This is a genomic window from Hydrogenophilus hirschii, from assembly GCF_054656675.1.
In genome coordinates, this window is the sequence record NZ_BAAHXQ010000003.1 from 206,920 (window position 1) to 230,690 (window position 23,771).

Sequence of the window (23,771 nt, forward strand, 5' to 3'; positions counted from 1 at the left end):
CTTACGCATTGGGGTGCGACTGGAAGAGGTTGAGGACAAACGACTCATAGGTGTGGCCCTTTTCCGCAAGGTGCGCAGTGAGCCATGCAAGCGACGCGTCGCACGCTTTTGCCGCGCCCGCTTCCTGTTCGATGCGGCGCATCTCGGCGTAGAGGGGTTCGATCACCGCGATCGCGGCGCGCGGTGCCTGGCGACGCACCGAAAAGTAACCGACGATGCGGCCCGCTTCGAAGTCGGGCGTGACGTTCGCGAAGACCCAGTAAAAGTGTCCCTCCTTGGTGATGTTTTTGACGAACCCAAACCACTCGTGACCCTGCGCGATCGTGTCCCAGAGGTGTTTGAACGCGCCTCTGGGCATATCGGGGTGGCGCACCAGATTGTGTTGTACGCCCAGTGCGTCTTCTTCGGTGAAACCAGAAACCTTCATGAAAACGCGGTTGATATAGGTGATACGCCCTTTCGTGTCGGTTTTGCTGACGATCTGCTCGTCCAGCGAAAAAGTGACTTCGGTTTGGGTCGGTGTGATCTTGCGTTTCATCGCGCTTTCCCAGAGAGCCGTTTGCACTCATTATAGTGAATCTATCGGCTGCCAACGGAAAAACTTGAGCCCTTTTTGCCCACAAAAAGGCCCACCACCGGTGGGCTCAGGGGGTATCTCAGGTCGTGCCGGGCTCCGAGAGCCGGCACGGGCCCCTGCCTTGAGGCGCGAATGGGCAGGGGGTGCTCTTGTTATCGGGTTACCGCGATGAAAAGGCGCATGCCGTCACGGTCGATCAGCAACGCCACCCGTTTGCCCGCTTTGGCGAGCGCCGCTTTGAGCTCGGCTGGCGTTTGGACCCGCTTCTGATTGACGGCCAAAATGACGTCACCAGGCTGAATTCCCGCTTGCGCAGCGGCGCCGCTCACCGCAGTGACGATCACGCCGCCTTCTACGCCGCGGTTTTTCGCTTCTTGCGGGGTGAGCGGGCGCACGGTGAGGCCGAACGCGGCGTCGTTGTGAGGGCTTTGGGCGGTTGGTGCCGCATCGGGGTCGTCGAGTTCCGCGAGCGTCACCGTTTTTTCGAGCCGTTTGCCTTGGCGAAGGAGCCCGATCGCCACTTTCTCCCCAGGACGACGTTCGCCGATCATCCGCGGCAAGTCACCCGAATCCTTCACCTCGCTGCCATCGACCGCGACGATGATGTCACCCACTTCGATTCCGGCGCGGGCAGCGGGGCTCCCCGGCTCGACTTGTGTCACCAGTGCGCCGATAGGTTTTTCAAGACCGAAACTCTGCGCCAGCGCCTCGTCCATCCCCTGGATCACCACGCCAAGTTTGCCGCGCTGCACTCGACCGTACTGGATGAGTTGGTCTTTGACCTTGAGCGCGACGTCGATGGGGATTGCGAACGAAATCCCCATATAGCCGCCGGAGCGCGAGTAGATCATGCTGTTGATGCCGATCACTTCGCCTTTGAGGTTGAAGAGCGGTCCACCGGAGTTCCCGGGGTTGATCGCGACGTCGGTTTGGATAAATGGTACGTAGGTCTCGTCGGGCAAGCGGCGCGATTTCGCGGAGATGATTCCGGCGGTGACCGTTTGGTCAAGCCCAAACGGCGCGCCCACGGCGATCACCCATTCGCCCACCCGCGCTTTTTGGGGATCCCCGAAACGGACCGTGGGGAGATTCTGCGCGTCGATTTTGACCACTGCGACGTCGGTCCGTTTGTCGACTCCCACTACCTTTGCGGGGAATTCACGGCCGTCGGCAAGGCGCACGGTGAGTTCCGTCTTACCCCCCTCTTCATCGGAGACGACGTGGGCGTTGGTCAGAATATAGCCGTCGCTGCTGATGATGAAGCCTGAACCCACGCCACGCCGCACTTCGGGGGCGCCCCCCGGGCCGTGCGGGTTGGGAACGATCGGCATCGGAATCCCGAAGCGGCGGAAAAATTCGTAAAACGGATCCCCCTCTTCGAACGGGAACGGCATCGCGCCGGGAAAGCCGGTTCGCTCGACGGTGGTTTTCACCGAAATGTTGACGACGGTGGGTTTGACCGCTTCGGCAAGGTCGGCAAAATCGGGTAGCGTCGCTTGCCGGGTGTCGCTGCCGAAAAAGGCCGGGGTGAGTGCCGCGGATGCGTGCGGGTGAGCGTGCGCATAGAGCGGCAACAGCGCTGCGGCTGCGGTGACCCAGAGCGCTGCCGCGCGCCGGGAAAGGTTCGTGCGGGGATAACGGGCCAGGATTCCATCCATATTGCGTTCCTTTGCAGACAAACGTGGTGTGATCATACCAGCAGGTTAGAATCCTACTCGGTACGGAGAGTTCCAGGAGCGCGAAGCGATGGCGGGCATCACGTTGAACGAATTGCGCTACTTGGTGGCGCTGGCGCATGCGCGCCATTTCGGACGCGCGGCGGAGCAGTGTGGTGTGAGCCAGCCCACGTTGTCGTTGGCGATCAAGAAGTTGGAAAAACGGCTGGACGCGTTGCTCTTCGAGCGCACCGCTGCCGATGTGAGGCTCACCGAAGTGGGGCGCGACGTCGTGGCGCAGGCCGAAAAGGTGCTCTTCGAGGTGCAGCGCCTGGAGGAGATCGCGCAAGCGCATCGCGATCCGCTCATGGGGCCGTTGCGGGTGGGCGCGATCTATACGATCGGTCCCTACCTCTTTCCCCGTCTGGTTCCCAAAATGCGGGAAAAAGCGCCACAGATGCCGCTGATTCTGGAGGAAGGGTACACGGCCCAGTTGGCGGAGTCGTTGAAGCGCGGGACGTTGGATGTCGCGGTGTTGTCGCTGCCGTTCGAAGAACCCGGAATCGTCACGCAACCGCTCTATGACGAACCGTTCCGCGTGCTGTTGCCTGCAGACCATCCGTGGTTGGTGCATGAAGCGATTCCGGCGTCGTGGTTGGCCGAAGCGTCGGTGTTGCTCTTGGGGCCGGGCAACTGCTTTCGCGATCAGGTGTTGGAGATCTGCCCGCAGTGTGTCCGTCGATCCCCGCTTGAAGAGCCGTTTGCCGGCAGTTCCTTGGAGACGATCCGTCTGATGGTCGCCAGTGGCTTGGGGATCACGGTATTGCCCGCGTCGGCGGCCGACGACGCCAGCCGCTTGTCGCCGCTACTTGCCGTGCGGCCGTTCGCACCGCCCGAACCCTACCGCCGGGTGGTGCTGGCGTGGCGGGTCACCTACCCCCGCCACCGCGCGGTCGATCTGCTGCGCGAAGCGATTTGGGAAGCAGGGTTACCGGGTGTGCATCGGACAGGGACGTTGGCGGACGGTTATCTCACCAGTCAGGGAGAGTGCTGGGAAACGACGCGCAGTTCGACAGCGGAGTGACGATTCGACACGCGGCGCGCCAGCACCCTGTGGTTCTCTATCGTCGTGATAGGTTTTTCGTGCTCGCATTGCGGGGCGGTGCTGCTATAGTATAAACTGGGAAACGTGTTGCGTTAGGAAACGGAAAAGGAGTGATCATGGAACCGAAAATCGACATCGGCATCGCGCAGGAAGATCGGCAAGCGATCGCGCAAGGGCTCTCCAAACTTTTGGCCGATACCTTCGTGCTCTACTTGACGACGCACAATTTCCACTGGAACGTCACCGGCCCGATGTTCCAGACGCTGCACACGATGTTCATGGAGCAATATACGGAGTTGTGGAACGCACTCGACGAGATCGCGGAGCGGATCCGCGCGCTCGGTCATCCGGCGCCGGGGAGCATGTCGGAGTACCTGAAATTGACTCGCCTTTCCGAAGTCCACGGTGTGCCGAAAGCGGAGGAGATGGTCCGGATTTTGGTTGCCGGGCACGAGGCGGTGTGTAAGACGGCGCGCGAGATCGTGCCAACCGTGGAACGCGCCAACGACGAGCCGACGCTCGATCTCCTCACCCAACGGTTGCAGATCCACGAAAAGACGGCGTGGATGTTGCGCAGCCTCTTGGCGTGAGCGTCTGTTCGTTGTCTGGTCTGGTAACGTCTGGTAACGTAAGCAGAGCGCGCTCCGAGATGCCGACGACGCGTCCGCGCGGCTGGTGGCTCGCAGTGACGCAGGCGTTACTCAGCTGGTGGGTCGAGGTGCGCGGTTGGGCGGCCGCCACCGCGACGCCGCAGGGGGCGGCTGTAGCGCTTGCCGTGGTGGGGTTGCTTTTCTTTCTGTTCGGGCTCTGGTGGTTCGTCTTCGACTGGGATCAACTGGTGGCACTCACCCACAACAGTGGGCGCTGCGTCCAATACCTCACCGGCCCGAAAGCGGCGTTTTTCATCGTCGCGACCCTCACGGCGGTGTTGTTGTCGCTCTTTTCCATCGCCGAGGCGGTTTCGCTCTACCTGCACCGCCGTCGGCGCAAACAGCGCTGGTCGAATTGGCTCGTGGGGCTGGGGGTTTCGAGTATGCTACTCTGGAGCGCGCTCCTCTACGGCCTTGCGGCGTGGTGTTTTTGACTCCGGAAAGCGAAATCCCACCTTACCCGTCGGATCGAGCGTCAATTGCGCTTTGAAGCGGCGACGGGTCCGCGCCGAAACGAACCCTTCGAGTACGCGGGTGGTCTTTTCCCGCAGCAGTTCGGCGGCGATTTCCGGGGCGATCGGTTGCTGCAGGATCGTCGCCGCAAGGCGAAAGTCACACGTAGGCTGCGGCGTGAGGTTATTACGACAACGGTAGCCGTTTTGCCAGACGACGACGGCATCGCCACACTTCGGACAGGGACCGATCACCTCGGCGTTTGCGAGCGCTTCGCGCTGCGCTTCGGGGTCGAGTGGTTCCTCTTCGTTTGCGAACGTGAATTTCGGTTCGTGGTTTTCGTCGAGTTTGAGTTCTGCGGTAAACGGCCGCCCTTGCTTGCTGCGGAACCCTTCGAGCGGACCCACCCGTCCATTGCGGATGAGGGTTTCGGCTTCGTCCGCGCTCAATTCCCGCCCCGCGATCTGCTTGAAGAAACCCCAGCCGCACGTTTCGCACTGGAACTTCTTGTAGTTCTCTTTGACGACGCCCCCGCACTTCGGGCATGGCGCGTTCAGGGTGGCGTAGTCACCCGGAATCGTTTCCGCGTCGTACCGTCTGGCGCGTTCGACGATCTCGGCGGCCATTTCGCGGATCGACGCCATGAAGGCGTCGCGCGGGATTTCGCGCTTTTCCATGAGGGCCAGGCGGTGCTCCCACTCTCCGGTCAATTCCGGTGAACGTAAGAGTTCGATCCCGAGCCCTTTGAGGAGCGTCATCAGAGAAAAGGCCTTCGGAGTGGGAATGAGCTCGCGTCCGTCGCGGATCAGGTAGTGGTCCTGGATCAGCCCTTCGATGATCTGGGCGCGGGTCGCAGGCGTTCCCAGGCCACGTTCGGCCATCGCAGCGCGCAGTGCTTCATCTTCCACGAGCTTACCGGCGCTCTCCATCGCGGAAAGGAGGGTGGCTTCGGTGAAACGGGCGGGCGGTTTCGTGGTGAGGGCTTTGGCTTCGATCGCCGCAACCTTCGCAGTTTCACCAGGCAGCAACGGCGGAAGCGTCCCCGTTGCGGTTTCGTCGTCCGTTTCGCCCTGTTTGCCATAGACTTCGAGCCAGCCGGGCTGCACCAGAACTTTGCCTTCGGTTTTGAACGCGTCTTCCCCGACGCGGCTGATGCGGGTGGTGATGCGGTACTCCGCGGCAGGGTAGAAGATCGCAAGGAAGCGGCGCACCACCAGGTCGAAGAGTTTCGCCTCGGCGTCGTTGAGGTGTTTGGGGCGCTCGCCAGTGGGGATGATCGCGAAGTGGTCGGAGACTTTGCTGTTGTCGAAGATCCGTTTGTTGGGGCGCACCCAGCCGTTTGCGAGGATCTTGTCGGCGAAGGGCTGGTAGGTCTCCGGGAGCTGAGCCAGTGTTTCCCGCACCGTCGCGATCATGTCTTCGGGGAGCGCTTTCGCGTCGGTACGGGGGTAGGTCAGCACCTTGTGCCGCTCGTAGAGCGCTTGCGCGAGCGCCAGCGTCTGCCGCGCGGAAAAACCGAAGCGGCTGTTCGCTTCGCGTTGTAGACTCGTGAGGTCGAACAAGAGCGGCGCCGACTGTTGGCTGGGTTTGCTGCGCTCTTCTACCGTGGCGGTTTGCCCGCGACAGCGATCGACGATCGCCTGCGCTGCTTCTTCACTCCACAGCCGGTAGGGCGTTGCGTCCGGGTCGTCCCCCTTTTGGAACGATTCGCGGAACCAGCGGCCGCGGTAGGTGCCGGAGGCGATCGCGAATTCGGCTTCAACCTCCCAGTAGGGGCGCGGGGTGAATGCGCGGATCGCCTTTTCTCGTTCGACCACCATCGCAAGCGTCGGGGTCTGTACCCGTCCCACCGGCGTGAGTTGGAAGCCACCCGATTTCGAGTTGAACGCCGTAAGCGCACGCGTGCCGTTGATCCCGATCAACCAGTCGCTCTCGGCACGCGAAATCGCGGCTTCCCGCAAACCGGTGAGCGCTTCGTGGTCGCGCAGTTCGGCAAAGGCGGCGCGAATCGCTTGCGGCGTCATCGACTGGAGCCACAGCCGTTTCACCGGCTTTTTGATTTTGCCGTAGGTGACGATGTAGTGAAAGATCAACTCCCCTTCCCGCCCGGCGTCGCACGCGTTGATCAAGCCCACCACGTCTTTGCGCTTCGCCAGGCGCAGGAGCAGTTTCAGGCGGTCTTCGCTCTTTTTGATCGGTTGCAGGTCGAAGTGGTCGGGCAGAACAGGAAGGTGCGCGAACGACCATTTGCCCCGCTTCGGTTCGACCCCTTCCGGTGCCTTGAGTTCGAGGAGGTGGCCAACGGCTGAGGAGAGCACGTAAAGGTCCGACTCATAGTAATCCTTTTGCCGCTGGAACCCACCGAGCGCCCGCGCGATGTCCTGGGCCACCGAGGGTTTCTCCGCGATGATGAGCCATTTGCCGTGTGGGGGTGTGGTGTCGTTCATGATGAATGGGTTTCCTGATGATGGGTTCGTTCGCGTTGGGTTTAGGAGAGGCGTTGGTAGCAGTCACCCGGGAGTTTCGCAACCCGCCCTTCGAGCTCCCATTCCAGGAGCCGGGCGCTTACTTCGCTGCTGGAAAGCCCCGTTCGCGCGACGAGCGCGTCGAACGGCACCGGGTCGAAACCCAGCGCCTGCCAGAGGGGGTCGTCCCGGTGTGTTGATTCCGGTTGCTGGGTGCGCTGCCGAGCAGACGCACCGACCCCGACTGCTTCGCCGTTGCCAGCCGCTGTGTCGGAAGGATGGGCGGTAAAGGGCAGCGGCGGGGTTTGCCATCGCCACTCTTCAAGGATATCTTCGACACACTCGACCAGTTTCGCCCCGTCCCGGATCAGGCGGTGACACCCTTTCGCCAAAGGGTTGTGGATCGAGCCGGGAATCGCGAAGACGTCGCGCCCCAGTTCCGCCGCAAGCCGCGCGGTGATGAGCGAGCCGCTATTGACCGCGGCTTCGACGACGAGCGTCCCGCGGGCGAGTGCCGCGATCAACCGGTTGCGCCGGGGGAAGTGGTGCGGCAGCGCCGGGGTGCCGAGTGGAAATTCGCTGACGATCGCGCCGTGTTGCGCGATGCGCTGCGCCAGTTGGCGATGCGCGGCGGGATAGACACGGTCAGCGCCGGTGCCGATCACCGCAACGGTGCGGGCAATCGCCCCTTCGTGCGCCGCGGCGTCGATCCCCTGCGCGAGGCCACTCACCACGGTGACGCCCGCTTGCGCGAGCGCTTCGGCGAACGCGCGCGCGGTGGCTTTGCCCGCTGCGGTGGCCCGCCGGGCACCGACGATCGCAAGCGCGTCGCCGTTCAGCAACGCCGGGTTGCCGACAACAAAGAGGACGAGCGGCGGGTCAGCCAGATCGAGGAGCGTTTTCGGGTACCCGGGCGAGGTGAGGGTGAGCAAATGGTGGTTGGGTTGCGCCAGCCACGCGAGCGCCGCGTCAAGGAGCGCTTCCGCGGGCGGCGTTGCAAGCGCTGCCGCAATCGCTTCGCCCAGTTCGGCGGCTACCCGCGAACGCGGCTGCGCGAGCACCTCTTCCGGTAACCCGTAGCGCGCCAGCAGCAGTCGCAGGTTTGCCGCGGTGAGCTTGGGGTTGAGCGTGAGGGTGAGCCAGGCACGGGCTTCTTCGAGCGACGTCATGGCGCGCGCGCGCGGTCTCCCAAACGGACGGAATCGGTGGTTTCGAGCACCAGCGCGTAGGCTAAGTGCGGGAAGGTGCGAAAGACCATCGCAACGCCGTACCGTTTAGGGGGTAACGGCACCGGTTGCTTCGTTTCGGGGTCGGTAATCGCACCCCGGTCACGCCAGAGCGAGACGACATGGCCGCGCTCCAGCCCTTCGTTTTCACCGGCATCGAGCAAGACGACCTCGTACGCGCCGCTTTCCGGCGCCTCACGCCAAAAACGGACCACTTCGGCGTCGAGGTCGGGGTCCGGCGCGTGCGGGACGAAATTGGTCAGCGGTTCGGGTTCGGGAACGAGCACGCGGTCCCCCGCACGAATCTCTGCGACCGTTTTGGTGAGCGTGAGCACGGCACCTTGGCGGGGATCGTCACCGAACGCGACTTCGGCTTCACCCAAATAGCGCGCCTCGAAGCCGAGCAGGGTCTTGCCGTCGCGCCGGGTGATCGGCTCAGCGGGGCGAAAGAGTTGCACGTGGCGCGCCTCTTCGGGAACCCCGACGGCGAACGCCCGGTCGAAGAGCCCGGCGAGCGTCCGTCCCTCTTCGAAACCGATTACGCGCCCGGCGTTTGCGAGTTCGCGTTGTGTTACGACCAAGGGACGGGTGAGGAAGGGATTGACCGCAGCGAGCGGAAGCGTCGGGATCGCGGCTTCGAGCGGCGCGTGACGAAGCGACGGGAAACGCTTTTCATAAAGCAGCGGCTGCGCGATGTGCAGGCGCAATTGCCTGCGGTCGAGCAACAATTTTTGGCCCGGATAGATGAGATGGGGATTGGCGATCGCTTCCCGATTCATGCCCCAGAGCGTCGGCCACTGCCAGGGGTCGTCGAGGTAACGCCGGGCGATCCCCCACAGCGTATCGCCGCGCTGGACGGTATAGAGTTCCGGCGCGTCGGCGCGCAGTGTGAGGGGCGGTGTGGCAGGGCGCTCATGATGCTGTTGGACTGCGGGCGCGGCTGTAGGGGCGGCTACGGCGCGCGCGCCTGCCTCCGCCGTCTGCGCGCGCACGAACGCGGGTGGCGCTACCAGCGCCAATGCGGTGACCAACTGCGCGTAACGCTTTATAATGCCAACCATTCCTGTCCTTTGCGCCTGTGTTTTCGCGCTCATTCTAAAACAATTTTTTCTTGAGACAATAGGAAGACCCAACGATGGCTCTGCTACCGATCCTCCATTACCCCGATCCCCGCTTGCACCGCAAAGCGGAAGCGGTGGAGCATGTTACGCCGGAGATCCGGCAACTGGCAGCCGATATGGCCGAAACGATGTACGAAGCGAACGGCATCGGCCTTGCGGCAACCCAGGTCAATGTCCTCAAACGGGTGATCGTCGTCGATGTCAGCGAAACGCGCGATCAGCTGCAGACTTTCATCAACCCGGAGATCGTTGCGAAAGACGGCGAAGTGGTCAGCGAAGAGGGGTGCCTTTCGGTCCCGGGTATCTACGACAAAGTGAAGCGTGCCGAGCGGGTCACCGTGCGGGCGCTCACGCTCGACGGCGAGACGGTCGAATTCGACGCCGAAGGGCTGCTCGCGGTCTGCATCCAGCACGAGATCGACCACCTCGACGGCAAAGTGTTCGTCGATTACCTCTCTCCGCTCAAGCAGTCGCGGATCAAAGCGAAGCTCGCCAAGCGCGCGCGGATCACGGCATGACGCGGGATTCCGGTGCCCGAATCGAGCGGGTGGCATTTGCCGGGACGCCCGAATTCGCGGCGCGCGCGTTGCACGCGATCGTCGCAGCCGGGTATGCGGTACCGCTCGTGCTTACCCAGCCCGACCGACCTGCCGGACGGGGGATGAAGCCTACGCCGAGTCCGGTGAAACGGATCGCGCAGGAAGCGGGTGTGCCGGTTTGGCAGCCCGTGACCCTCAAAACGCCGCAAGCGTGGGGGGCGCTCGTTGCCGAACCGCCCCCCGACGTCTTGGTGGTGGCAGCCTACGGGTTGATTCTGCCGCGGGCAGTACTGGAATGGCCGCGGTATGGCGCAGTGAATTTGCACGCGTCGTTGCTGCCGCGTTGGCGTGGGGCGGCGCCGATCCAGCGTGCGATCGAAGCAGGCGACGCCGTGACCGGCATCACGGTGATGCAGATGGACGAGGGGCTCGATACCGGCCCGATGATCGCACGGTACGAACTGGCGATCGCACCAGATGAGACCGGCGGGTCGTTGCACGACAAACTGGCCGTACTTGCGGCACAGGCGATCCTCGACGTCTTACCCGATTTGCCGCAGCGTCTGGCCGCGGCAGAGCCGCAGCCCGATGTAGGCGTGACCTACGCCCACAAAATCGATCCCGCCGAACGGCAACTCGATTGGCAACAACCTGCCCCGCTTCTCGAACGCAAAATCCGCGCATTCGATCCCTACCCGGGGACGCAGACGCGCTGGCGGGGGCAGCCGCTCAAGGTGTGGCGCGCAGTGGTGGCGCCTGACGCGGCGGAGGTTTCCCCTGGAACGGTGGTGGCGGTCGATCCGGCGCGTGGGGTTCGGGTCGCGTGCGGCGAAGGGAGCTTGTGGCTTACCGAGCTGCAGCGTGCGGGCGGCAAACGGCTGCCCGCAACGGAATTTTTGCGCGGTGCGGCGGTCGAAGCGGGCGAAAAGCTCGGAATGGGTGATGAGGAGGATGACGATGTTCGGTAACTGGTTGAAGACCGGATTGTTGATGGCGGCGATCGTCGCGCTCTTCGGCGTGGTGGGCGCGGTGATCGGCGGGCAGCAAGGGATGCTCATTGCGCTTCTTTTCGGCGGGCTCACCAACCTCTGGGCCTACTGGTTTTCCGACAAAATGGTCCTTTCGATGTACCACGCGCAGGAGGTGGACGAGCTCACCTCTCCCTACCTCTTCCGCATGGTGCGGGAATTGGCGCAGCGCGCCGGGATTCCGATGCCGAAGGTCTACATTATCCCGGAAGCGCAACCCAACGCGTTTGCCACCGGGCGCAACCCTGAGCACGCGGCCGTTGCGGTCACGACCGGTATTCTCGAACTGCTGAACGAACGGGAGCTGCGCGGGGTGCTCGCGCACGAGCTGGCGCATATCAAGAACCGCGACATCCTCATCTCGACGATGAGCGCCACCGTGGCCGGTGCGATCTCGGCGCTCGCGAACTTCGGGATGTTCTTTGGCGGCCGTGACGAAAACGGCCAGCCGACGAACCCGATCCTGCTGCTCTTGGTCGTGCTGCTGGCGCCGATTGCAGCGATGATCATCCAGATGGCGATTTCGCGTACCCGGGAATTCGGCGCCGACGCCGGTGGTGCGGCGATCAGCGGCGATCCGTTGGCGTTGGCGTCGGCGCTCGCGAAGATCGAAGCGTACGTGCAGGGCATCCCGCTACCCACGGCGGAGATGCACCCGGAAACGGCGCAGATGATGATCGCGAACCCGTTGCGTGGCGGTGGCGTGATGCGCCTCTTCGCGACCCACCCCTCGACCGAGGAGCGGATCGCGCGGCTCCAAGCGATTGCGCGGCAGATGGGGCGCTATTGAGCGGGCACCGAGGTGCGAAGCAGTGCAGCAGCAAAGCAGCAAGGAAGCGGGTGCAGGGGTGTGCCTGCGCACCTCGGTTTCAGCGATGAAAATTCCAGATCAGCGGCGAAAGGTCCAGAGGCGGTTGGCAAAATAGTGCCAGAAAAAGAGGGTTCCGGTCACCGCAACCTGCGCCGGAAGGTAGGGTAGGTTCGCCCATGCGGTCGCCGCGAAGATCAGAAACGTATTGAGTCCCCAGCCGCTTGCCGCGACCGTGAGGAATTTGGCGACAGCTTCGCGATGGCGGCTCCGGGTTTCGGGAAAGACCCAGCACCGAGCCAAGAGGTAATTGACGAGCGCGCCGACGAGAAAACCGAGCGCAGTTCCTTCGGTCGGCGTCCGGTGCGCCCATTCGACCAGCGCGATCAATACCGCGTAGTGAGCCGCGGTGCCAAACAGACTGGCGAAGGCGAAGTGGGTGATGCGTTTCAGGTTCGGGGGTAAGCTGTGCATCATCGAAACCGTTCGTGTCACCCGAAGCATCGCTTATGGGATTGGCGTGGTGAAGGGGCGGTCTTGACGCACCGCTTTGAGGACCGCTAGGGTTACGCCGCGACGAGCGACCGTCGCGATCGTTCTGCCGTCGAGCACATAGTGGCAGTTGTCGTGGGTGGTGGAGAGAAAGAGGTCGGCGTCGTCCCAATCATCGACGATCACCACGTTTGGCGGTAACCACGGTTCGATCTGAAACCCTTCGCCGCAATAGGCGAGGTTGGCGACCGTACCGGGAGGTTGCTGGGCCAGCCAAGCTTCGATCGCTGGGATCAAGGCGCGCGTGGCGTCACTCCAGTAGTCGGTTTCCCATGCAATATCAGCCTTTTCGAGGCCGCCAGCAAGGGTGTTGTAATAGACGTGTTCGTAAGGGTGGAGGGTGGCATTCACCCAGGCGAGCCAGAAGAGGTTCGCGCACCCCACAAGCGCTACGCCAGCCATTAGAACGCGGCGAGAACCGTGGGCCTTGCCAAGCGCTTCGCTTAGCGCAGCCCACCCGGCGGCCGAAAGGACCAGCAGCCAAGGAACGAGGAAGAGGAAATGGCGGATACCGTTGTAGAGCGGCGGACGTGTGGCGATAACATAGGCGAGTACGAAACACGCCGCAAAGACCACGACCCGCATGCGCGCTCGCCGTTTTACTGCGAATCGGCTTAGGTTTTTGCAACCGTAAACGCCAAAAAACCAAAGAAGCAAGCCAAGCAATACGCCTTCAGGCAGACGGACCAGCAAGTAGCGAAGCAGGTAAAAGCGGCTGACTTGGCTATTGAGTAGGCGCTCCCCGTCTTCCCAGGTATAGATATCGAACGCGAAATGGGAGAATTTGGTGAGCGCCAGCCAGAGGTGGTCCCAGCCCATGACGCTCCACGGCCAGGCAAACGCGGTAATCGCCAGCGCAACCGCACACCCGGGGAGCAGCGACCCGAGCCAGTCAGGGATCCGGTGTGCGAGTGTTCGCAGCCTCGTGCCCCACGGCGGGTTCTCGCTGAAAAACCCATCGGCTGGCGGGGTTTCGGCGCAGGGGCGTGGCCAGAGGGTGTTGATCACGAGCCCGGCAGCGAGAAAGAAGGGGATGAGCACGGCGCCGACGCGGATGCCGAGGGCGATCCCCGTGGCGAACCCCCAGAGGAGCACGTGGCGGAGCGCCAGTCGCTCCGGGTGGTCCGCCAGACGTACGGTGTAGTAGAGCGCCCAGACCATCGCCGCAGCAAACGGAATATCCTTGGTGTGGGTGAAGATCGCGCCCCAGAACGGTCCGGTTAGCAGGGTAAGCGCAAGGGCGATCACTTCGCCCGTTTTGCCGGCAACGAGCCGAGCCAGCCGCGCCGTGCCCCAGAGCGCCAGGAGGCCAAAGGTTGCGGTGAGGAGGTGGCGCCACGGCCACCATTCCCAGCCGAACGCGCGTGTTCCCGCCGCAGCGATGAGGTCGAAGAGCCCGCCGTAGAGATAGAGATTGCTGAACGAGAGGAAGGTCTTGTCGGTGGTGCCCGAAAGCCAGAAATCCCAGAGGAGCTCGCCGTAGGTGTGCTGTACCCATTCGTCGTTGCTGGGGGTATGGCGGTTGTAGCCTTCGACGACGAAGGCGAGCGCCACCACCCAGAGCACAACGCGCGCGATCCGAATGGGTGAGAAGTGGTCGAGCTGTAAGCGCGCTCCCCCGCGCCCCAAGGCGTTACTCAGCGCGCCCATCATCTGGGTTCAGGTTGTTCCGGCTGCGCCGCAAAGCCGGCGCTGGGTGCGACGCCCGGGTCGGGGAGATTCGCGACTTCGCCCACCAGATAGAGCGGGCGCCGTTTCACTTCTTCGAAGACGCGTCCCAGATACTCACCCAGGACACCGAGGCTGATCAGTTGCACCCCGGAGAGAAAGAGGATCGCCACCATGATCGAGGCGTATCCCGGAACGTCGCGCCCGAAGACGAGGGTACGAACGATGAGGTAGAGCCCGTAGCTTCCCGAGAGTAGGGCAACAAACGCGCCGATGCTCGACCAGATGTGCAGCGGCAGCGTGGTGAAAGAGACGAGGCCGTCGATCGCGTACCGCCACAGTTTGCGCAGCGACCACGCGGAACGGCCTGCGTGGCGCGCTGCAGGTCGAAACGGGAGCGTCTGGTGGGTGAAACCAACCCAGTTCGCCAACCCTTTGAGGAAACGTTTGCGCTCCGGAAGCGCGTTAAGGGCTGCGACCACCCGACGGTCGAGCAGCCGGAAATCGCCGCCGCCGGGGGTGAGCGCGACCTCGGAGATCGCTTGATAGAGGCGGTAGAAGAGTCGTGTGAGCGAGCGGCGCCACAGCGGGTCGGTCTCCCGGTCGGTGCGTACCGCGGTGACGACCTGAGCTCCTTGTTGCCACAGTGCGACCATCTGCGGGATCAATTCCGGGGGGTGTTGCAGGTCGGCGTCGAGGATCACGACCGCCTGACCGCGCGCGGCATGCAGTCCGGCGGCCATCGCCGCCTCTTTGCCGAAATTGCGTGCAAAACGGATCCCTTTGACGCGGCGATCGCGCGCGGTGAGACCGACGATTCCCTGCCAACTGGCGTCGCGACTCCCGTCGTCGACCAAAAGGATCTCCCAGCGATCCGGTTCGGGTTCCTGTGACGCTGCGTTTTCAAGTAGAGCGACAGCTGCGTCGAGCGCGGCGCTCAGGCGTTCATAGAGAAGCGGTAGGCCGTCTGCTTCGTTGTAAACAGGGACGATGGCAGAGAGAAGCGGTGTCATCTTACGGTAGACTCAGCACACGAACAAAGAGGGGTTTGCCCAGCCTATGACCCAAGAAAAGGAAAAAGTTCGCAACGGGGAAACGCGCGCTTCCGGTCGTCCGATCGTGCTCTGTGCCGACGATTTCGGGCTGGCCCCAGGCGTGAACGATGCGATTATAGAACTGATTGCCCAGGGAACGATTACCGCGACGAGCGTGATGCCGGGGCAGCCCTTTTGGCCTACTGGCGCATTGGTGCTGCGTACGGTGGCAGCGGGCCGAGCCGCGGTGGGTTGGCACGTGACCCTCACCGAACAGCAGCCGGCATTTACGCACGGACGGTTGGTCCGTTTCGGTCGGTTGCCGCCCCTCAAGGCGCTTCTTGCCCGTGCCTGGACGCGTACGCTGCCGCTTGCCGCGGTTCGGGATGAACTTACCGCGCAACTCGATGCGTTCGAGGATCGGTGGGGCGCGCCGCCCGCGTTCGTCGATGGTCATCAACACGTCCATCTGTTACCGGGGGTGCGGGAGGTGTTGCTGGAACTCTTGCTCGAGCGCTATTCCCCCACCACCTTTTGGGCACGCGACACGGTGGAACCGATCGCTGCGATCCGCGCGCGTGGGGTGGGGGTGGGGAAAGCGGCCTTTTTGTCGCGCTTGGGGCGGCGGTGGCGCACGCTTCTCGACCACCACGGCATTGCGCGCAACGACGGTTTTGCCGGTGCGCACGATTTCGCGGAGAAGCCGCCATTTCGCACCAAATTTCAGGCATTTTTGCGCCACGCGGGGCCGCGGCCGCTCCTTTTTCTCCACCCTGGGATTCCCGACGCACCGCTTGCGCAGGTCGAGCAGCTGGTTGCAGCGCGGGCCTGGGAATATGCCTATCTCAAGAGCGACGCGGTTTGGAGCGATTTGGCGGCAGCAGGACTACGACCGGCGGCGCAGTGGTAAGCCGGGCGGTGGCGCAAGCCGACGGATACGGCGGCGATCCTGAGGAGAGCAACGGTCCAAAGGAAAGCAGCGGTTACCGCGTCGTCAAGCGCAGTTCGATGCGGCGGTTGCGCGCGTAGGCTTGCGGCGTGTCGCGCGGGTCGATCGGGTGGTATTCGCCGTAGCCGGTCGCGGCCAGGTGCTCGGGCGGGATACCGGCGTCGCGCAGAACCCGCACCACCGCCATCGCGCGTGCGGTGGAGAGCTCCCAGTTGGAGGGGTATTGCGGGGTGTTGATCGGGCGGCGGTCGGTGTGCCCTTCGATCTGCAACACCCAAGGGAGCGTGCGCGGGATTTTTGGCGCGAGCGCCTTGACCACTTGCGCCACCTGTTCGATCCGTTTTCGCCCTTCGGGGGTGAGTTCCGCCGAGCCGCTGGGGAAGAGGATGTCGTCGGCCAGTAAGAAGCGCTCGCCCTCGATGCGCACGTTGGGGTTGTTCTCGAGTGCTGCTTTGAGTTGCGCGAAGAGTTCGGAACGGTAATGTTCGAGTTCACGCAAGCGAACGATCAGCGCCAAGTTGATCGTTTTTTCGAGTTCCACGAGTTTGCGCTCTTTCTCCGTTGCTTTCGCTTCCGCTGCGGCAAGCGCCGAATTGAGCGCGTCGAGCTGACGGTTGAGTTCGGCTAGGAGGCGCTCGAGTTCGCTCACCCGCGCGGTACGTTGCGCGATCTCTTCCCGGGCCGATTCGAGTTGCCGGCGCGCCGCGGCAAGCGCGTCGTCCTTTTCGCGCACCGCGGCTTGAAGTTGGGTTTTTTCGGCAGCGAGTACATCGCGCTCGGTTTCTAATTGCGCGATTTTCCCTTCGAGTTCTTTGCGAATCACGGTGTTGGCGTCGATCTCCCCCTGTAGCGCGGTCATACGCCCTTCGAGCTCCAATATCCGTTGTTGCGCGGCGTCGCGTTCGCGCTCAGTGGTGGCGAGCGTCGCTTTGAGTTGCGCGACGGTGGCTTCGAGCTTCTCTCCTTTCTCTTCGGCAAGTCCCAACTTCAGCGCCAATGCTTGGAGCTGTTGCTGAAGCTTGTCGATGACATCGTCGCGCTCACCGATCGCGAACGACAGCGCGAATTGGCCGAAGGTGAAGATCAGGAGCACGAAGGTGAGCGCGATGATGAGCGAAGTGGCCGCGTCAACGAAGCCGGGCCAGAAGTCGAACGGGCGTCGGTTCCTCAGGCGGGCCATCCGAGTATCCTCACCGCGGGGCGCGCAGGTTACTGTGCGCGCTCAACCCTTTGGCCAGGAGACGCAGTTCGTCGCGCAGTTCGTCGAGCTGCAACCGCTGTTGCGTCGGCAGTTGCGCCAGTTGCCGCACGAGCGCCCGCAGTTCGCCGTGGAGTTCGTTGACGGCTTCGATTTCGCGCGACTCACGGGAAAGCAGCGTCACCAGCCGCCCCACTTGGGCGTTGAGTTCCACGAGTTGCGCGGCGCTGTCGCGTTCAACCCCCTGCTGTTCTTGCATCAGGCGGCGTAATTTGTCGAGGCTTTCCGCGGTTTGGTCAAGGAGTGCAGCCAGATAGGCGGGCGTCGATTCCTCTTCGCTCCAACCGAAGTGTTTGAGGCGAACCCACCCGGCCAGCCACTCTTCCAGTTGGTTGGTGAAGCGGTTGGCGGCGTGGCCGGCTTGCAGGTCCAAGAGGCCCAAGAGGAGCGAGCCGGCAAGACCGAAAAGCGACGTGGAAAAGGCGGTACCCATCGCCCCGAGCGGCTCTTCGATCCGCGATTTGAGGGCCAGGAAAACCTGCAACGGGTCGCCACCCAATTCGAGCCCGGCAACGATTTCGGCCACCGCGCGGATGGTGCCGATCAGCCCCCAGAAGGTGCCCAGAAGACCCAGAAAGACCAAAAGACCGGTCAGGTAACGGGTGAGGTCGCGTTGCTCGTCGAGGCGGATCTGTACGCCGTCGAGGATCGCGCGCGCTGCGGTTGGCGTCAGTTGCATCGAACGGTGGTCGAGCGGAGTGAGTTGCCGTGCCAACGGCGCCAACAGTCGCGGCGGCGGAGCGCTCTCGTTGCGCGAAAAGGCCTGGAGCCAGCGGATTTCCCGGTTCAAGCGCGCCACTTGAAACATCGCGACCAGAATGCCGACCGCAAGCACCGCGACGATCACGCCGTTGAAGATCGGGTTGTAGCGAAACGCGGTTTCGAGCGGCACCCAGAAGACGGCGACGAGAATCGCCGCTTGCACCAGTACGAACCCCATCCAGAAGAGCGTTCGCCCTGGGCGCGCGAAATCGAGGATCAGCGGGTCGAGCGGGGTTTCGCGCGTTTCAACCGATTGCACCATCGTGATCCTCCTTTCGTGTCACGGCGCCAAGCGTTGCCGCTGCCACGTGCCGTTCGGCTGCAAGCGGTAGCAGATGCGGTCGTGCAGGCGGCTGGGACGTCCTTGCCAAAATTCCCAGTAATCGGGGATCAGGCGGTACCCGCCCCAGTGCGGCGGGCGGGGCGGATGCACCCCGTATTGTGCCGCAAAATGGGCTGCGCGTTCGAGCAGGAACGCGCGACTGGGGATTGGTTCGCTTTGTGGGCTGGCCCACGCGCCGATGCGGTTTGCGAGCGGCCGTTCGGCGAAATAGGCGTCCGACTCCGCGGCACTCACCTTTTCCACTCGCCCTTCGATTCGGACTACGCGCTCCAACTCGACCCAGTGGAACTGTAGTGCGGCAAAGGGGTTTTCCGAGAGTTCCCGCCCTTTTCGGCTATGATAGTTGGTGTACCAGACGAGCCCACGCGCATCCGCCGCTTTGAGGAGGACCGGGCGCGTAGCCGGGCGCCCAGACGCGCCGACGGTGGCAAGCGTCATCGCGTTGGGTTCAGGAACGTGGCAGCGCACGGCGTCGTCGAGCCAGCGGTGGAATTGCACGAAGGGGTCTGCAGCGATCTTGTCTTCGTCGAGGCTGTCGCGGTCGTAATCGCGACGCATCTGCGCGAGTCTGTCGAAAATCATGCGATTAGAAAGGGAGACCATGAAACGCGAACTGCAACATCTTACCCCCAAAGCGGCTCATGCGTTCCTGCAGGAACACCCTGAGGCGCTCTTCATCGACTGCCGCTCCGAGATCGAGTATTGGTTCGTCGGTCACCCCGTGGGGGCGGTGCATGTGGCGTGGGTCGAGGCGCCCCAATGGGCGCGCAACCCTCATTTCGAAGATCAGGTGCGGAAATTGGCGGGCGATGGACTCCACCGCCCGGTGGTGGTGATCTGCCGCAGCGGCAACCGTTCCGTGACTGCGGGTGAAGCCCTTTTGGCTGCAGGCTTCACCCATGTGATCAACGTGGTGCATGGGTTCGAGGGCGACCTGGACGAGCACCACCACCGCAGCAGCGTCAATGGATGGCGTTTCGATGGGTTGCCGTGGGAGCAGGGGTGAGCAACGTGATCGAGGTATGGTCAGGCGGAGTCTAACCCCAAGGGTGGCGTCGGAGCTGGATCGCTTCGGCAAGATGCGCCCCGCCGATTCGTTCACACCCCGCCAGATCGGCGATGGTACGTGCCACTTTACGGATACGGTGGTGGGCGCGGGCAGAGAGTTGGAGCCGCTCTGCGGCTTTCACAAGGAGCTCTTCGGCCGCAGGTTCCAACGGGGCAAAGCGGTCGAGTTCGGCGGGGGAGAGCGCGGCGTTCGGTTTGCCTTGTCGCCACTGTTGGCGGGCGCGGGCGTCGCGAACGCGCGCGGCCACCACGGCGCTCGTTTCGCCCTGGGGCGCGTGTGTGAGCGTTTCGGCGGAAAGGCGGGGCGCTTCGACCATGAGGTCGATGCGGTCAAGGAGCGGCCCGGAGAGTCGCGCACGGTAGCGTTCGATTTGCGCAGGGGTGCAGCGGCAGCGGTCCGACGGGTCGCCCAAGTAACCACATGGACATGGGTTCATTGCTGCGACGAGCTGAAAGCGCGCGGGGAAAGTGACCCGTTGCCGCAGCCGCGCGACGGTGATTTCGCCCGTTTCGAGCGGTTCGCGCAGTGCTTCGAGCACGGTACGGGAAAATTCCGGGAGTTCGTCGAGAAAGAGGACGCCGTGGTGGGCGAGCGCGATTTCGCCCGGAAGGATCCTGCCTGCTGCGCCGCCACCGACGATCGCCGGAAGGGACGCCGAATGGTGCGGGGCGCGAAACGGGCGTTGCCGCCAGGCGCTGGGGTCGAATGGCGCCAAGAGCGAATGGATCGCTGCGGTTTCCAGCGCTTCGGCTTCGCTCAAGGGGGGTAACAGGGTGGGCAGGCGCGCGGCAAGCATCGATTTGCCCGCGCCAGGCGGGCCGAAAAGGAGCAGCGAATGGCCCCCGGCCGCAGCGATTTCGAGCGCCCGCTTCGCGGCTGCTTGTCCTTTGACGTCGCTGAGGTCGAGCGAAGCGGCAGAGAATGCAGTATCACCGGGTGCAGCGGTGGCGGGTGCGAACGCCTCCGGCCAGCCCGAAGGTTGCCGACCGTCGAGCCAGGCGTGGGCGTCCTGGAGGTCGCGCACCGGGTAACAGACCAAGTCGCCGACGAGCTGCGCTTCGGCCCAGTTCGCAACGGGAAGGATGAGCGCACGGCCTGCCTGTTTGGCGGCAAGCGCGGTGGGCAGCACCCCAGCCACGGGGCGGACCGAGCCGTCGAGCCCGAGTTCGCCGATGATTTCGCACTGGGCAAGCGCTTTGCCAGCGGCGATTTGGCCGCTGGCGGCAAGGAGCCCGAGCGCGATGGGGAGGTCGAAGCGGCTGCCGCTCTTGGGAAGGTCGGCCGGTGCGAGATTCACGGTGATGCGGCGCACCGGAAATTCGTATCCGGCACTGGTGAGCGCCGCCCGGACGCGGTCGCGCGCCTCTTTCACTTCGGCATCAGGCAGTCCCACGAGCGAAAAGCTCGGCAGGCCATTGGCCAAGTGCGCTTCGATCACCACTTCGGGCGCTGTGACACCCAGTGCGGCGCGGGTGCAAACCGAAGCCAGTGCCACAGCCTTTCCCGTCACTGTGTTGCAGCGGTGTCCCAGACGACGAGCGCGTGCTGTTTTTTGCCGCGCGACAGGATCGTGTACCGTCCAAAGCGGCGCGCGTCGCTCTCAAGCAGCGCACTCAGGTCGTTGACCCTGGCGCCGTTTACCGCAACCGCATTGCTTTGGATGAAGGTGCGCGCTTCGCTCTTCGAGCGGGCAAGCTGTGCGGCGACCAGCGCGTCGATGAGCGGGGTGGGTTGTGCCGGAAGACGAACCGACGACATGCCGTCGAGTGCGAGTTGTGCGTAATCCGTTTCGGTAAGCGCCGCCAGGTCACCAGAGAAGAGCGCTTGGGTGATGCGCTGCGCCGCAGCGAGTGCTTCCGGCCCATGGACGAGGCGGGTGACTTCCTCTGCCAAGATTCGCTGCGCTTCGGGCTTGCCCTCGCGCGCGCGGTCGGCCGCTTCGATCGCTTCGATCTCCGCAACCGGCAGAAAGGTGAAGTAGCGCAGGAATTTATAGACGTCGGCATCGGCCGTGTTGAGCCAGAACTGGTAGAACTGATAGGGAGAGGTTTTATTGGCGTCGAGCCAGACGGCGCCCGATTCGGTTTTGCCGAATTTGGTGCCGTCCGCTTTGGTGACCAAGGGAAGGGTCAGCCCGAACGCTTCGGCGCGAAAATAGCGGCGGATGAGGTCGATTCCGGCGGTGATGTTGCCCCACTGGTCGGAGCCGCCCAGTTGCAATCGGCAACCGAAGCGACGGTAGAGTTCGGCGAAGTCGTAGGCTTGGAGCAGCATGTAGGAGAATTCGGTGAATGAGATGCCCACTTCGTCGCGTTCGATGCGTGCGGCAACCGCCTCTTTTTTGATCATCGCGTTCACGGAGAAGTGTTTGCCGACGTCGCGCAAAAAAGTGAGCACGTTCATTTCGCCGAACCAGTCGTGGTTGTTGGCGATGATCGCAGCGTTGGGGCCGTCGAACTCCAGGAACGGTTCGAGTTGGCGACGAATCTTTGCCGACCATTCGAGGACGGTCTCCAACGTATTGAGTTTGCGCTCTTGCGCTTTGAAACTGGGGTCCCCGATCATCCCGGTGGCGCCACCGACGAGCGCAACCGGCTTGTGCCCTGCCAGTTGGAAACGGCGCAGCGCCAAAACCGGCACCAGATGGCCCAGATGGAGGCTGTCCGCAGTGGGGTCGAAGCCGCAGTAGAGCGTGATCGGACCGTTGGTGAGCACTTCGGCGAGCGCTTCCGGATGGGTGCATTGGGCGATGAGGCCGCGTGCGGCGAGGTCGTCGAGTAGGTTCGTGGTCATCGTCGTTGCCGTTGCACGAAATGGGACTGCCGGGATTATAACGTCTGGGGCGCGAAGGGGGCCGCAAGATTCCGCGTGGTGTAGCCGCACCGCAAGGGTTGGCGGTCTGGGAGGGGTTGGCGGTATAGAATGGCACCCGTAGGGTGGTGGGGTAGCGTCGATGCGTACCGCAACGCGTCGGGCGTGGCGCGGGTGATCGAACCCGGGGTGGTGTTCAGCAAAACCACACGGTGGATCGTTGGATGGGAGGTGCGCGATGGCGGAACGGGGCAGTGACCAATTGGGTGCGCCGCAAAAGGATGACGCGGTTCGCGCGCAGCTGCACGCCCTTTTTGCGGCGGCGGTGGCGCGGGCGCAACCCGAACAGGTGATGCCGGAATGGGTGGCGCAGTTGATCGCTGAAGCGCCGCGTGGCCGGACGATCGTCGTCGGTGCCGGCAAAGCGAGCGCAGCGATGGCCGCGGCGCTCGCGGCGCAATGGCCAGAGGCGTTGCCCCTTTCCGGCGTGGTGGTGACCCGATACGGCCATCTGCCGCCAGCGTGCGCGCACGGCGCGACACCGTGCGGACGCATCCGACTTCTCGAAGCGGCCCACCCGACCCCCGATGCGGCAGGGTGCCATGCCGCGCAAATGGTGCTCGACGCGGTGGCCGAAGCGGGCCCGGACGATCGTGTGGTCTGTCTCCTCTCTGGCGGGGGTTCGGCGTTGTTGCCGCTTCCACAAGCGGGAGTGTCCCTTGCCACATTGCAGTCGATCACTGCGCAGTTGTTGGCCTGCGGCGCGACGATTGCCGAAATCAACTGCGTGCGCAAACACCTGTCGCGGATCCAAGGCGGACGGTTGGCGCTTGCCGCAGCACCGGCACCGGTGGTGACGTTGGCGATCAGCGACGTGCCGGGGGACGACCCTGCGGTGATCGCAAGCGGCCCCACGGTCCCCGACCCCACGACCTGCGCGGAAGCGTTGGCGGTGCTCGAACGCTATGCGATCGCAGTGCCTGACGCAGTCCGTACCGCGCTCGCTGAGGGGCGCTGGGAGACCCCGAAACCGGACCACCCTCACTTTGCCCGTTGTCGTTATCACCTCATCGCGACGCCATGGGAGAGCCTTGCCGCCGCAGCCGAGGAGGCGCGCCGTTTTGGTTTCGCTGCCCATATCCTGAGCGACGCGATCGAAGGAGAGAGCCAGACGGTGGCGCAGTGGCACGCCGCGCTCGCCCGCGCGGTGGTGTGCCACGGTGAGCCGTTTTGCGCGCCGTGTGTGCTCCTCTCTGGCGGGGAGACGACAGTAACATTGCCGAGAAAACCTGCTGACCCGCTCCTTCCGGCACGGGGTGGGCGCAACAGTGAGTTTCTGCTGGCGCTGGCGTTGGCGCTGGACGGCGCGGCGCATGTCTGGGCGATCGCGGGGGATACCGACGGGATCGACGGCAGCGAAGAGAACGCCGGGGCGCTCGTCACCCCGACCACCCTGGCGCGCGCCCGTGCGTTGGGGGTAGATGCGCGGCGTTACTTGGCGGCACACGACGCCTACGATTTCTTTGCAGCGCTGGGTGACTTGGTGGTGACCGGGCCGACGCGGACCAACGTCAACGATTTCCGAGCGCTCATCATCGTGCGATAAAACCCGCGTCGATAACGGAATAACCGAAAACGGGTGTTTTCCGTACCGCATGCCCGGTACATTTGAAAGCAGACAGGTACGGGGAAAACGGT

The 23,771-nt window shown here is 63.7% G+C and carries 23 protein-coding genes; 10 read left to right on the plus strand and 13 right to left on the minus strand.

Going from position 1 to position 23,771, the window contains the following annotated elements:
• Nucleotide 1: 1 nt before the first annotated feature.
• Together ACYQ4Z_RS09900 and ACYQ4Z_RS09905 are read right to left on the minus strand one after the other, a co-directional pair.
• On the minus strand, nucleotides 2-538 hold the full coding sequence (locus tag ACYQ4Z_RS09900) for a PAS domain-containing protein (protein WP_459860918.1): 537 nt from the start codon (nucleotides 536-538) through the stop codon (nucleotides 2-4).
• 191 nt (nucleotides 539-729) lie between these two features.
• Entirely contained in the window at nucleotides 730-2,235 is a 1,506-nt protein-coding gene (locus tag ACYQ4Z_RS09905) for a DegQ family serine endoprotease (protein ID WP_459860919.1), read from the minus strand.
• 97 nt (nucleotides 2,236-2,332) lie between these two features.
• Between ACYQ4Z_RS09905 and ACYQ4Z_RS09910 the strand changes: the two genes are divergently transcribed.
• The 3 genes from ACYQ4Z_RS09910 to ACYQ4Z_RS09920 all read left to right on the plus strand — a co-directional run bounded on the left by ACYQ4Z_RS09910 (nucleotide 2,333) and on the right by ACYQ4Z_RS09920 (nucleotide 4,421).
• Complete coding sequence (locus tag ACYQ4Z_RS09910) at nucleotides 2,333-3,316, plus strand: hydrogen peroxide-inducible genes activator (protein ID WP_459861022.1); 984 nt, start codon at nucleotides 2,333-2,335, stop codon at nucleotides 3,314-3,316.
• 137 nt (nucleotides 3,317-3,453) lie between these two features.
• A complete protein-coding gene (locus ACYQ4Z_RS09915; RefSeq protein WP_119334157.1) occupies nucleotides 3,454-3,927 on the plus strand; it encodes a Dps family protein in 474 nt (157 codons plus the stop codon).
• Between the two features lie 59 nt (nucleotides 3,928-3,986).
• Entirely contained in the window at nucleotides 3,987-4,421 is a 435-nt protein-coding gene (locus ACYQ4Z_RS09920) for a hypothetical protein (RefSeq protein ID WP_459860921.1), read from the plus strand.
• On the opposite strand, the gene ACYQ4Z_RS09925 is transcribed toward ACYQ4Z_RS09920, so the two are convergent.
• From ACYQ4Z_RS09925 to ACYQ4Z_RS09935, 3 genes are read right to left on the minus strand one after another with little or no spacing between them, the layout of a single operon-like run.
• Nucleotides 4,374-6,887 (minus strand): DNA topoisomerase III, encoded by a 2,514-nt coding sequence (locus ACYQ4Z_RS09925; protein WP_438438462.1) that lies wholly within the window; start codon nucleotides 6,885-6,887, stop codon nucleotides 4,374-4,376. The two genes, ACYQ4Z_RS09920 and ACYQ4Z_RS09925, sit on opposite strands and share 48 nt — an antisense overlap.
• Before the next feature lie 41 nt (nucleotides 6,888-6,928).
• Nucleotides 6,929-8,074 (minus strand): DNA-processing protein DprA, encoded by a 1,146-nt coding sequence (dprA, locus tag ACYQ4Z_RS09930; protein ID WP_119334160.1) that lies wholly within the window; start codon nucleotides 8,072-8,074, stop codon nucleotides 6,929-6,931.
• Complete coding sequence (locus tag ACYQ4Z_RS09935; protein ID WP_459860922.1) at nucleotides 8,071-9,192, minus strand: LysM peptidoglycan-binding domain-containing protein; 1,122 nt, start codon at nucleotides 9,190-9,192, stop codon at nucleotides 8,071-8,073. Before ACYQ4Z_RS09935 ends, dprA begins: the two co-directional genes overlap by 4 nt.
• A gap of 74 nt (nucleotides 9,193-9,266) precedes the next feature.
• Between ACYQ4Z_RS09935 and def the strand changes: the two genes are divergently transcribed.
• From def to htpX, 3 genes are read left to right on the plus strand one after another with little or no spacing between them, the layout of a single operon-like run.
• A complete protein-coding gene (def, locus tag ACYQ4Z_RS09940; protein ID WP_119334162.1) occupies nucleotides 9,267-9,770 on the plus strand; it encodes a peptide deformylase in 504 nt (167 codons plus the stop codon).
• Entirely contained in the window at nucleotides 9,767-10,759 is a 993-nt protein-coding gene (gene fmt, locus ACYQ4Z_RS09945) for a methionyl-tRNA formyltransferase (RefSeq protein ID WP_219972605.1), read from the plus strand. Before def ends, fmt begins: the two co-directional genes overlap by 4 nt.
• Nucleotides 10,749-11,609 carry a zinc metalloprotease HtpX gene (gene htpX, locus ACYQ4Z_RS09950; RefSeq protein ID WP_219972604.1) on the plus strand — a complete coding sequence of 287 codons (861 nt, stop codon included), beginning with the start codon at nucleotides 10,749-10,751 and terminating at the stop codon, nucleotides 11,607-11,609. Before fmt ends, htpX begins: the two co-directional genes overlap by 11 nt.
• 99 nt (nucleotides 11,610-11,708) lie before the next feature.
• Here htpX and ACYQ4Z_RS09955 read toward each other — a convergent pair whose 3' ends face one another.
• Genes ACYQ4Z_RS09955 through ACYQ4Z_RS09965 form a run of 3 tightly spaced genes read right to left on the minus strand, consistent with a single transcriptional unit; the run spans nucleotide 11,709 to nucleotide 14,860 of the window.
• Nucleotides 11,709-12,104, minus strand: coding sequence for a GtrA family protein (locus ACYQ4Z_RS09955; protein ID WP_459860924.1), 396 nt, complete (start codon nucleotides 12,102-12,104; stop codon nucleotides 11,709-11,711).
• Between the two features lie 30 nt (nucleotides 12,105-12,134).
• Nucleotides 12,135-13,832 carry a glycosyltransferase family 39 protein gene (locus ACYQ4Z_RS09960; RefSeq protein WP_459860925.1) on the minus strand — a complete coding sequence of 566 codons (1,698 nt, stop codon included), beginning with the start codon at nucleotides 13,830-13,832 and terminating at the stop codon, nucleotides 12,135-12,137.
• Nucleotides 13,829-14,860: a glycosyltransferase family 2 protein gene (locus tag ACYQ4Z_RS09965; RefSeq protein ID WP_179949080.1), complete on the minus strand. Its 1,032-nt coding sequence runs from the start codon at nucleotides 14,858-14,860 to the stop codon at nucleotides 13,829-13,831. The genes ACYQ4Z_RS09960 and ACYQ4Z_RS09965 overlap by 4 nt, the downstream gene beginning before the upstream one ends.
• Nucleotides 14,861-14,906: 46 nt before the next feature.
• Between ACYQ4Z_RS09965 and ACYQ4Z_RS09970 the strand changes: the two genes are divergently transcribed.
• Nucleotides 14,907-15,791 (plus strand): ChbG/HpnK family deacetylase, encoded by an 885-nt coding sequence (locus ACYQ4Z_RS09970; protein WP_459860926.1) that lies wholly within the window; start codon nucleotides 14,907-14,909, stop codon nucleotides 15,789-15,791.
• Between the two features lie 73 nt (nucleotides 15,792-15,864).
• On the opposite strand, the gene ACYQ4Z_RS09975 is transcribed toward ACYQ4Z_RS09970, so the two are convergent.
• From ACYQ4Z_RS09975 to pdxH, 3 genes are read right to left on the minus strand one after another with little or no spacing between them, the layout of a single operon-like run.
• Entirely contained in the window at nucleotides 15,865-17,010 is a 1,146-nt protein-coding gene (locus ACYQ4Z_RS09975) for a peptidoglycan -binding protein (protein WP_459860927.1), read from the minus strand.
• A 10-nt stretch (nucleotides 17,011-17,020) separates the two neighbouring features.
• Complete coding sequence (locus tag ACYQ4Z_RS09980; protein ID WP_219972596.1) at nucleotides 17,021-18,112, minus strand: hypothetical protein; 1,092 nt, start codon at nucleotides 18,110-18,112, stop codon at nucleotides 17,021-17,023.
• Between the two features lie 18 nt (nucleotides 18,113-18,130).
• Complete coding sequence (gene pdxH, locus ACYQ4Z_RS09985) at nucleotides 18,131-18,796, minus strand: pyridoxamine 5'-phosphate oxidase (RefSeq protein WP_219972595.1); 666 nt, start codon at nucleotides 18,794-18,796, stop codon at nucleotides 18,131-18,133.
• Nucleotides 18,797-18,806: 10 nt separating this feature from the next.
• Here pdxH and ACYQ4Z_RS09990 point away from each other — a divergent pair, with 10 nt between their 5' ends.
• Nucleotides 18,807-19,199 carry a rhodanese-like domain-containing protein gene (locus tag ACYQ4Z_RS09990; protein ID WP_459861024.1) on the plus strand — a complete coding sequence of 131 codons (393 nt, stop codon included), beginning with the start codon at nucleotides 18,807-18,809 and terminating at the stop codon, nucleotides 19,197-19,199.
• Nucleotides 19,200-19,230: 31 nt separating this feature from the next.
• On the opposite strand, the gene ACYQ4Z_RS09995 is transcribed toward ACYQ4Z_RS09990, so the two are convergent.
• Both ACYQ4Z_RS09995 and tyrS read right to left on the minus strand, forming a co-directional pair.
• Nucleotides 19,231-20,757 carry a YifB family Mg chelatase-like AAA ATPase gene (locus ACYQ4Z_RS09995; protein WP_459860928.1) on the minus strand — a complete coding sequence of 509 codons (1,527 nt, stop codon included), beginning with the start codon at nucleotides 20,755-20,757 and terminating at the stop codon, nucleotides 19,231-19,233.
• Between the two features lie 11 nt (nucleotides 20,758-20,768).
• The gene (tyrS, locus tag ACYQ4Z_RS10000) at nucleotides 20,769-22,055 is read right to left on the minus strand and encodes a tyrosine--tRNA ligase (RefSeq protein WP_459860929.1); all 1,287 of its coding nucleotides are present in this window, start codon (nucleotides 22,053-22,055) and stop codon (nucleotides 20,769-20,771) included.
• 129 nt (nucleotides 22,056-22,184) lie between these two features.
• On the opposite strand from tyrS, the gene ACYQ4Z_RS10005 reads away from it, so the two are divergent.
• Both ACYQ4Z_RS10005 and ACYQ4Z_RS10010 read left to right on the plus strand, forming a co-directional pair.
• Nucleotides 22,185-22,331 (plus strand): hypothetical protein, encoded by a 147-nt coding sequence (locus ACYQ4Z_RS10005; protein ID WP_438438478.1) that lies wholly within the window; start codon nucleotides 22,185-22,187, stop codon nucleotides 22,329-22,331.
• Nucleotides 22,312-23,679, plus strand: coding sequence for a glycerate kinase type-2 family protein (locus ACYQ4Z_RS10010; RefSeq protein ID WP_219972912.1), 1,368 nt, complete (start codon nucleotides 22,312-22,314; stop codon nucleotides 23,677-23,679). The genes ACYQ4Z_RS10005 and ACYQ4Z_RS10010 overlap by 20 nt, the downstream gene beginning before the upstream one ends.
• Nucleotides 23,680-23,771: the final 92 nt, after the last annotated feature.

Coding starts and splice junctions, on each gene's coding strand:
- def (WP_119334162.1), top strand. CDS start 9,267: ATGGCTCTGCTACCGATCCTCCATTACCCCGATCCCCGCTTGCACCGC.
- ACYQ4Z_RS09980 (WP_219972596.1), bottom strand. CDS start 18,112: ATGGTGCAATCGGTTGAAACGCGCGAAACCCCGCTCGACCCGCTGATC.
- ACYQ4Z_RS09960 (WP_459860925.1), bottom strand. CDS start 13,832: ATGATGGGCGCGCTGAGTAACGCCTTGGGGCGCGGGGGAGCGCGCTTA.
- tyrS (WP_459860929.1), bottom strand. CDS start 22,055: ATGACCACGAACCTACTCGACGACCTCGCCGCACGCGGCCTCATCGCC.
- htpX (WP_219972604.1), top strand. CDS start 10,749: ATGTTCGGTAACTGGTTGAAGACCGGATTGTTGATGGCGGCGATCGTC.
- ACYQ4Z_RS09975 (WP_459860927.1), bottom strand. CDS start 17,010: ATGGCCCGCCTGAGGAACCGACGCCCGTTCGACTTCTGGCCCGGCTTC.
- ACYQ4Z_RS09955 (WP_459860924.1), bottom strand. CDS start 12,104: ATGATGCACAGCTTACCCCCGAACCTGAAACGCATCACCCACTTCGCC.
- fmt (WP_219972605.1), top strand. CDS start 9,767: ATGACGCGGGATTCCGGTGCCCGAATCGAGCGGGTGGCATTTGCCGGG.
- ACYQ4Z_RS09900 (WP_459860918.1), bottom strand. CDS start 538: ATGAAACGCAAGATCACACCGACCCAAACCGAAGTCACTTTTTCGCTG.
- ACYQ4Z_RS10010 (WP_219972912.1), top strand. CDS start 22,312: ATGGCGGAACGGGGCAGTGACCAATTGGGTGCGCCGCAAAAGGATGAC.
- ACYQ4Z_RS10005 (WP_438438478.1), top strand. CDS start 22,185: ATGGCACCCGTAGGGTGGTGGGGTAGCGTCGATGCGTACCGCAACGCG.
- ACYQ4Z_RS09915 (WP_119334157.1), top strand. CDS start 3,454: ATGGAACCGAAAATCGACATCGGCATCGCGCAGGAAGATCGGCAAGCG.
- ACYQ4Z_RS09935 (WP_459860922.1), bottom strand. CDS start 9,192: ATGGTTGGCATTATAAAGCGTTACGCGCAGTTGGTCACCGCATTGGCG.
- dprA (WP_119334160.1), bottom strand. CDS start 8,074: ATGACGTCGCTCGAAGAAGCCCGTGCCTGGCTCACCCTCACGCTCAAC.
- pdxH (WP_219972595.1), bottom strand. CDS start 18,796: ATGGTCTCCCTTTCTAATCGCATGATTTTCGACAGACTCGCGCAGATG.
- ACYQ4Z_RS09970 (WP_459860926.1), top strand. CDS start 14,907: ATGACCCAAGAAAAGGAAAAAGTTCGCAACGGGGAAACGCGCGCTTCC.
- ACYQ4Z_RS09925 (WP_438438462.1), bottom strand. CDS start 6,887: ATGAACGACACCACACCCCCACACGGCAAATGGCTCATCATCGCGGAG.
- ACYQ4Z_RS09905 (WP_459860919.1), bottom strand. CDS start 2,235: ATGGATGGAATCCTGGCCCGTTATCCCCGCACGAACCTTTCCCGGCGC.
- ACYQ4Z_RS09965 (WP_179949080.1), bottom strand. CDS start 14,860: ATGACACCGCTTCTCTCTGCCATCGTCCCTGTTTACAACGAAGCAGAC.
- ACYQ4Z_RS09920 (WP_459860921.1), top strand. CDS start 3,987: ATGCCGACGACGCGTCCGCGCGGCTGGTGGCTCGCAGTGACGCAGGCG.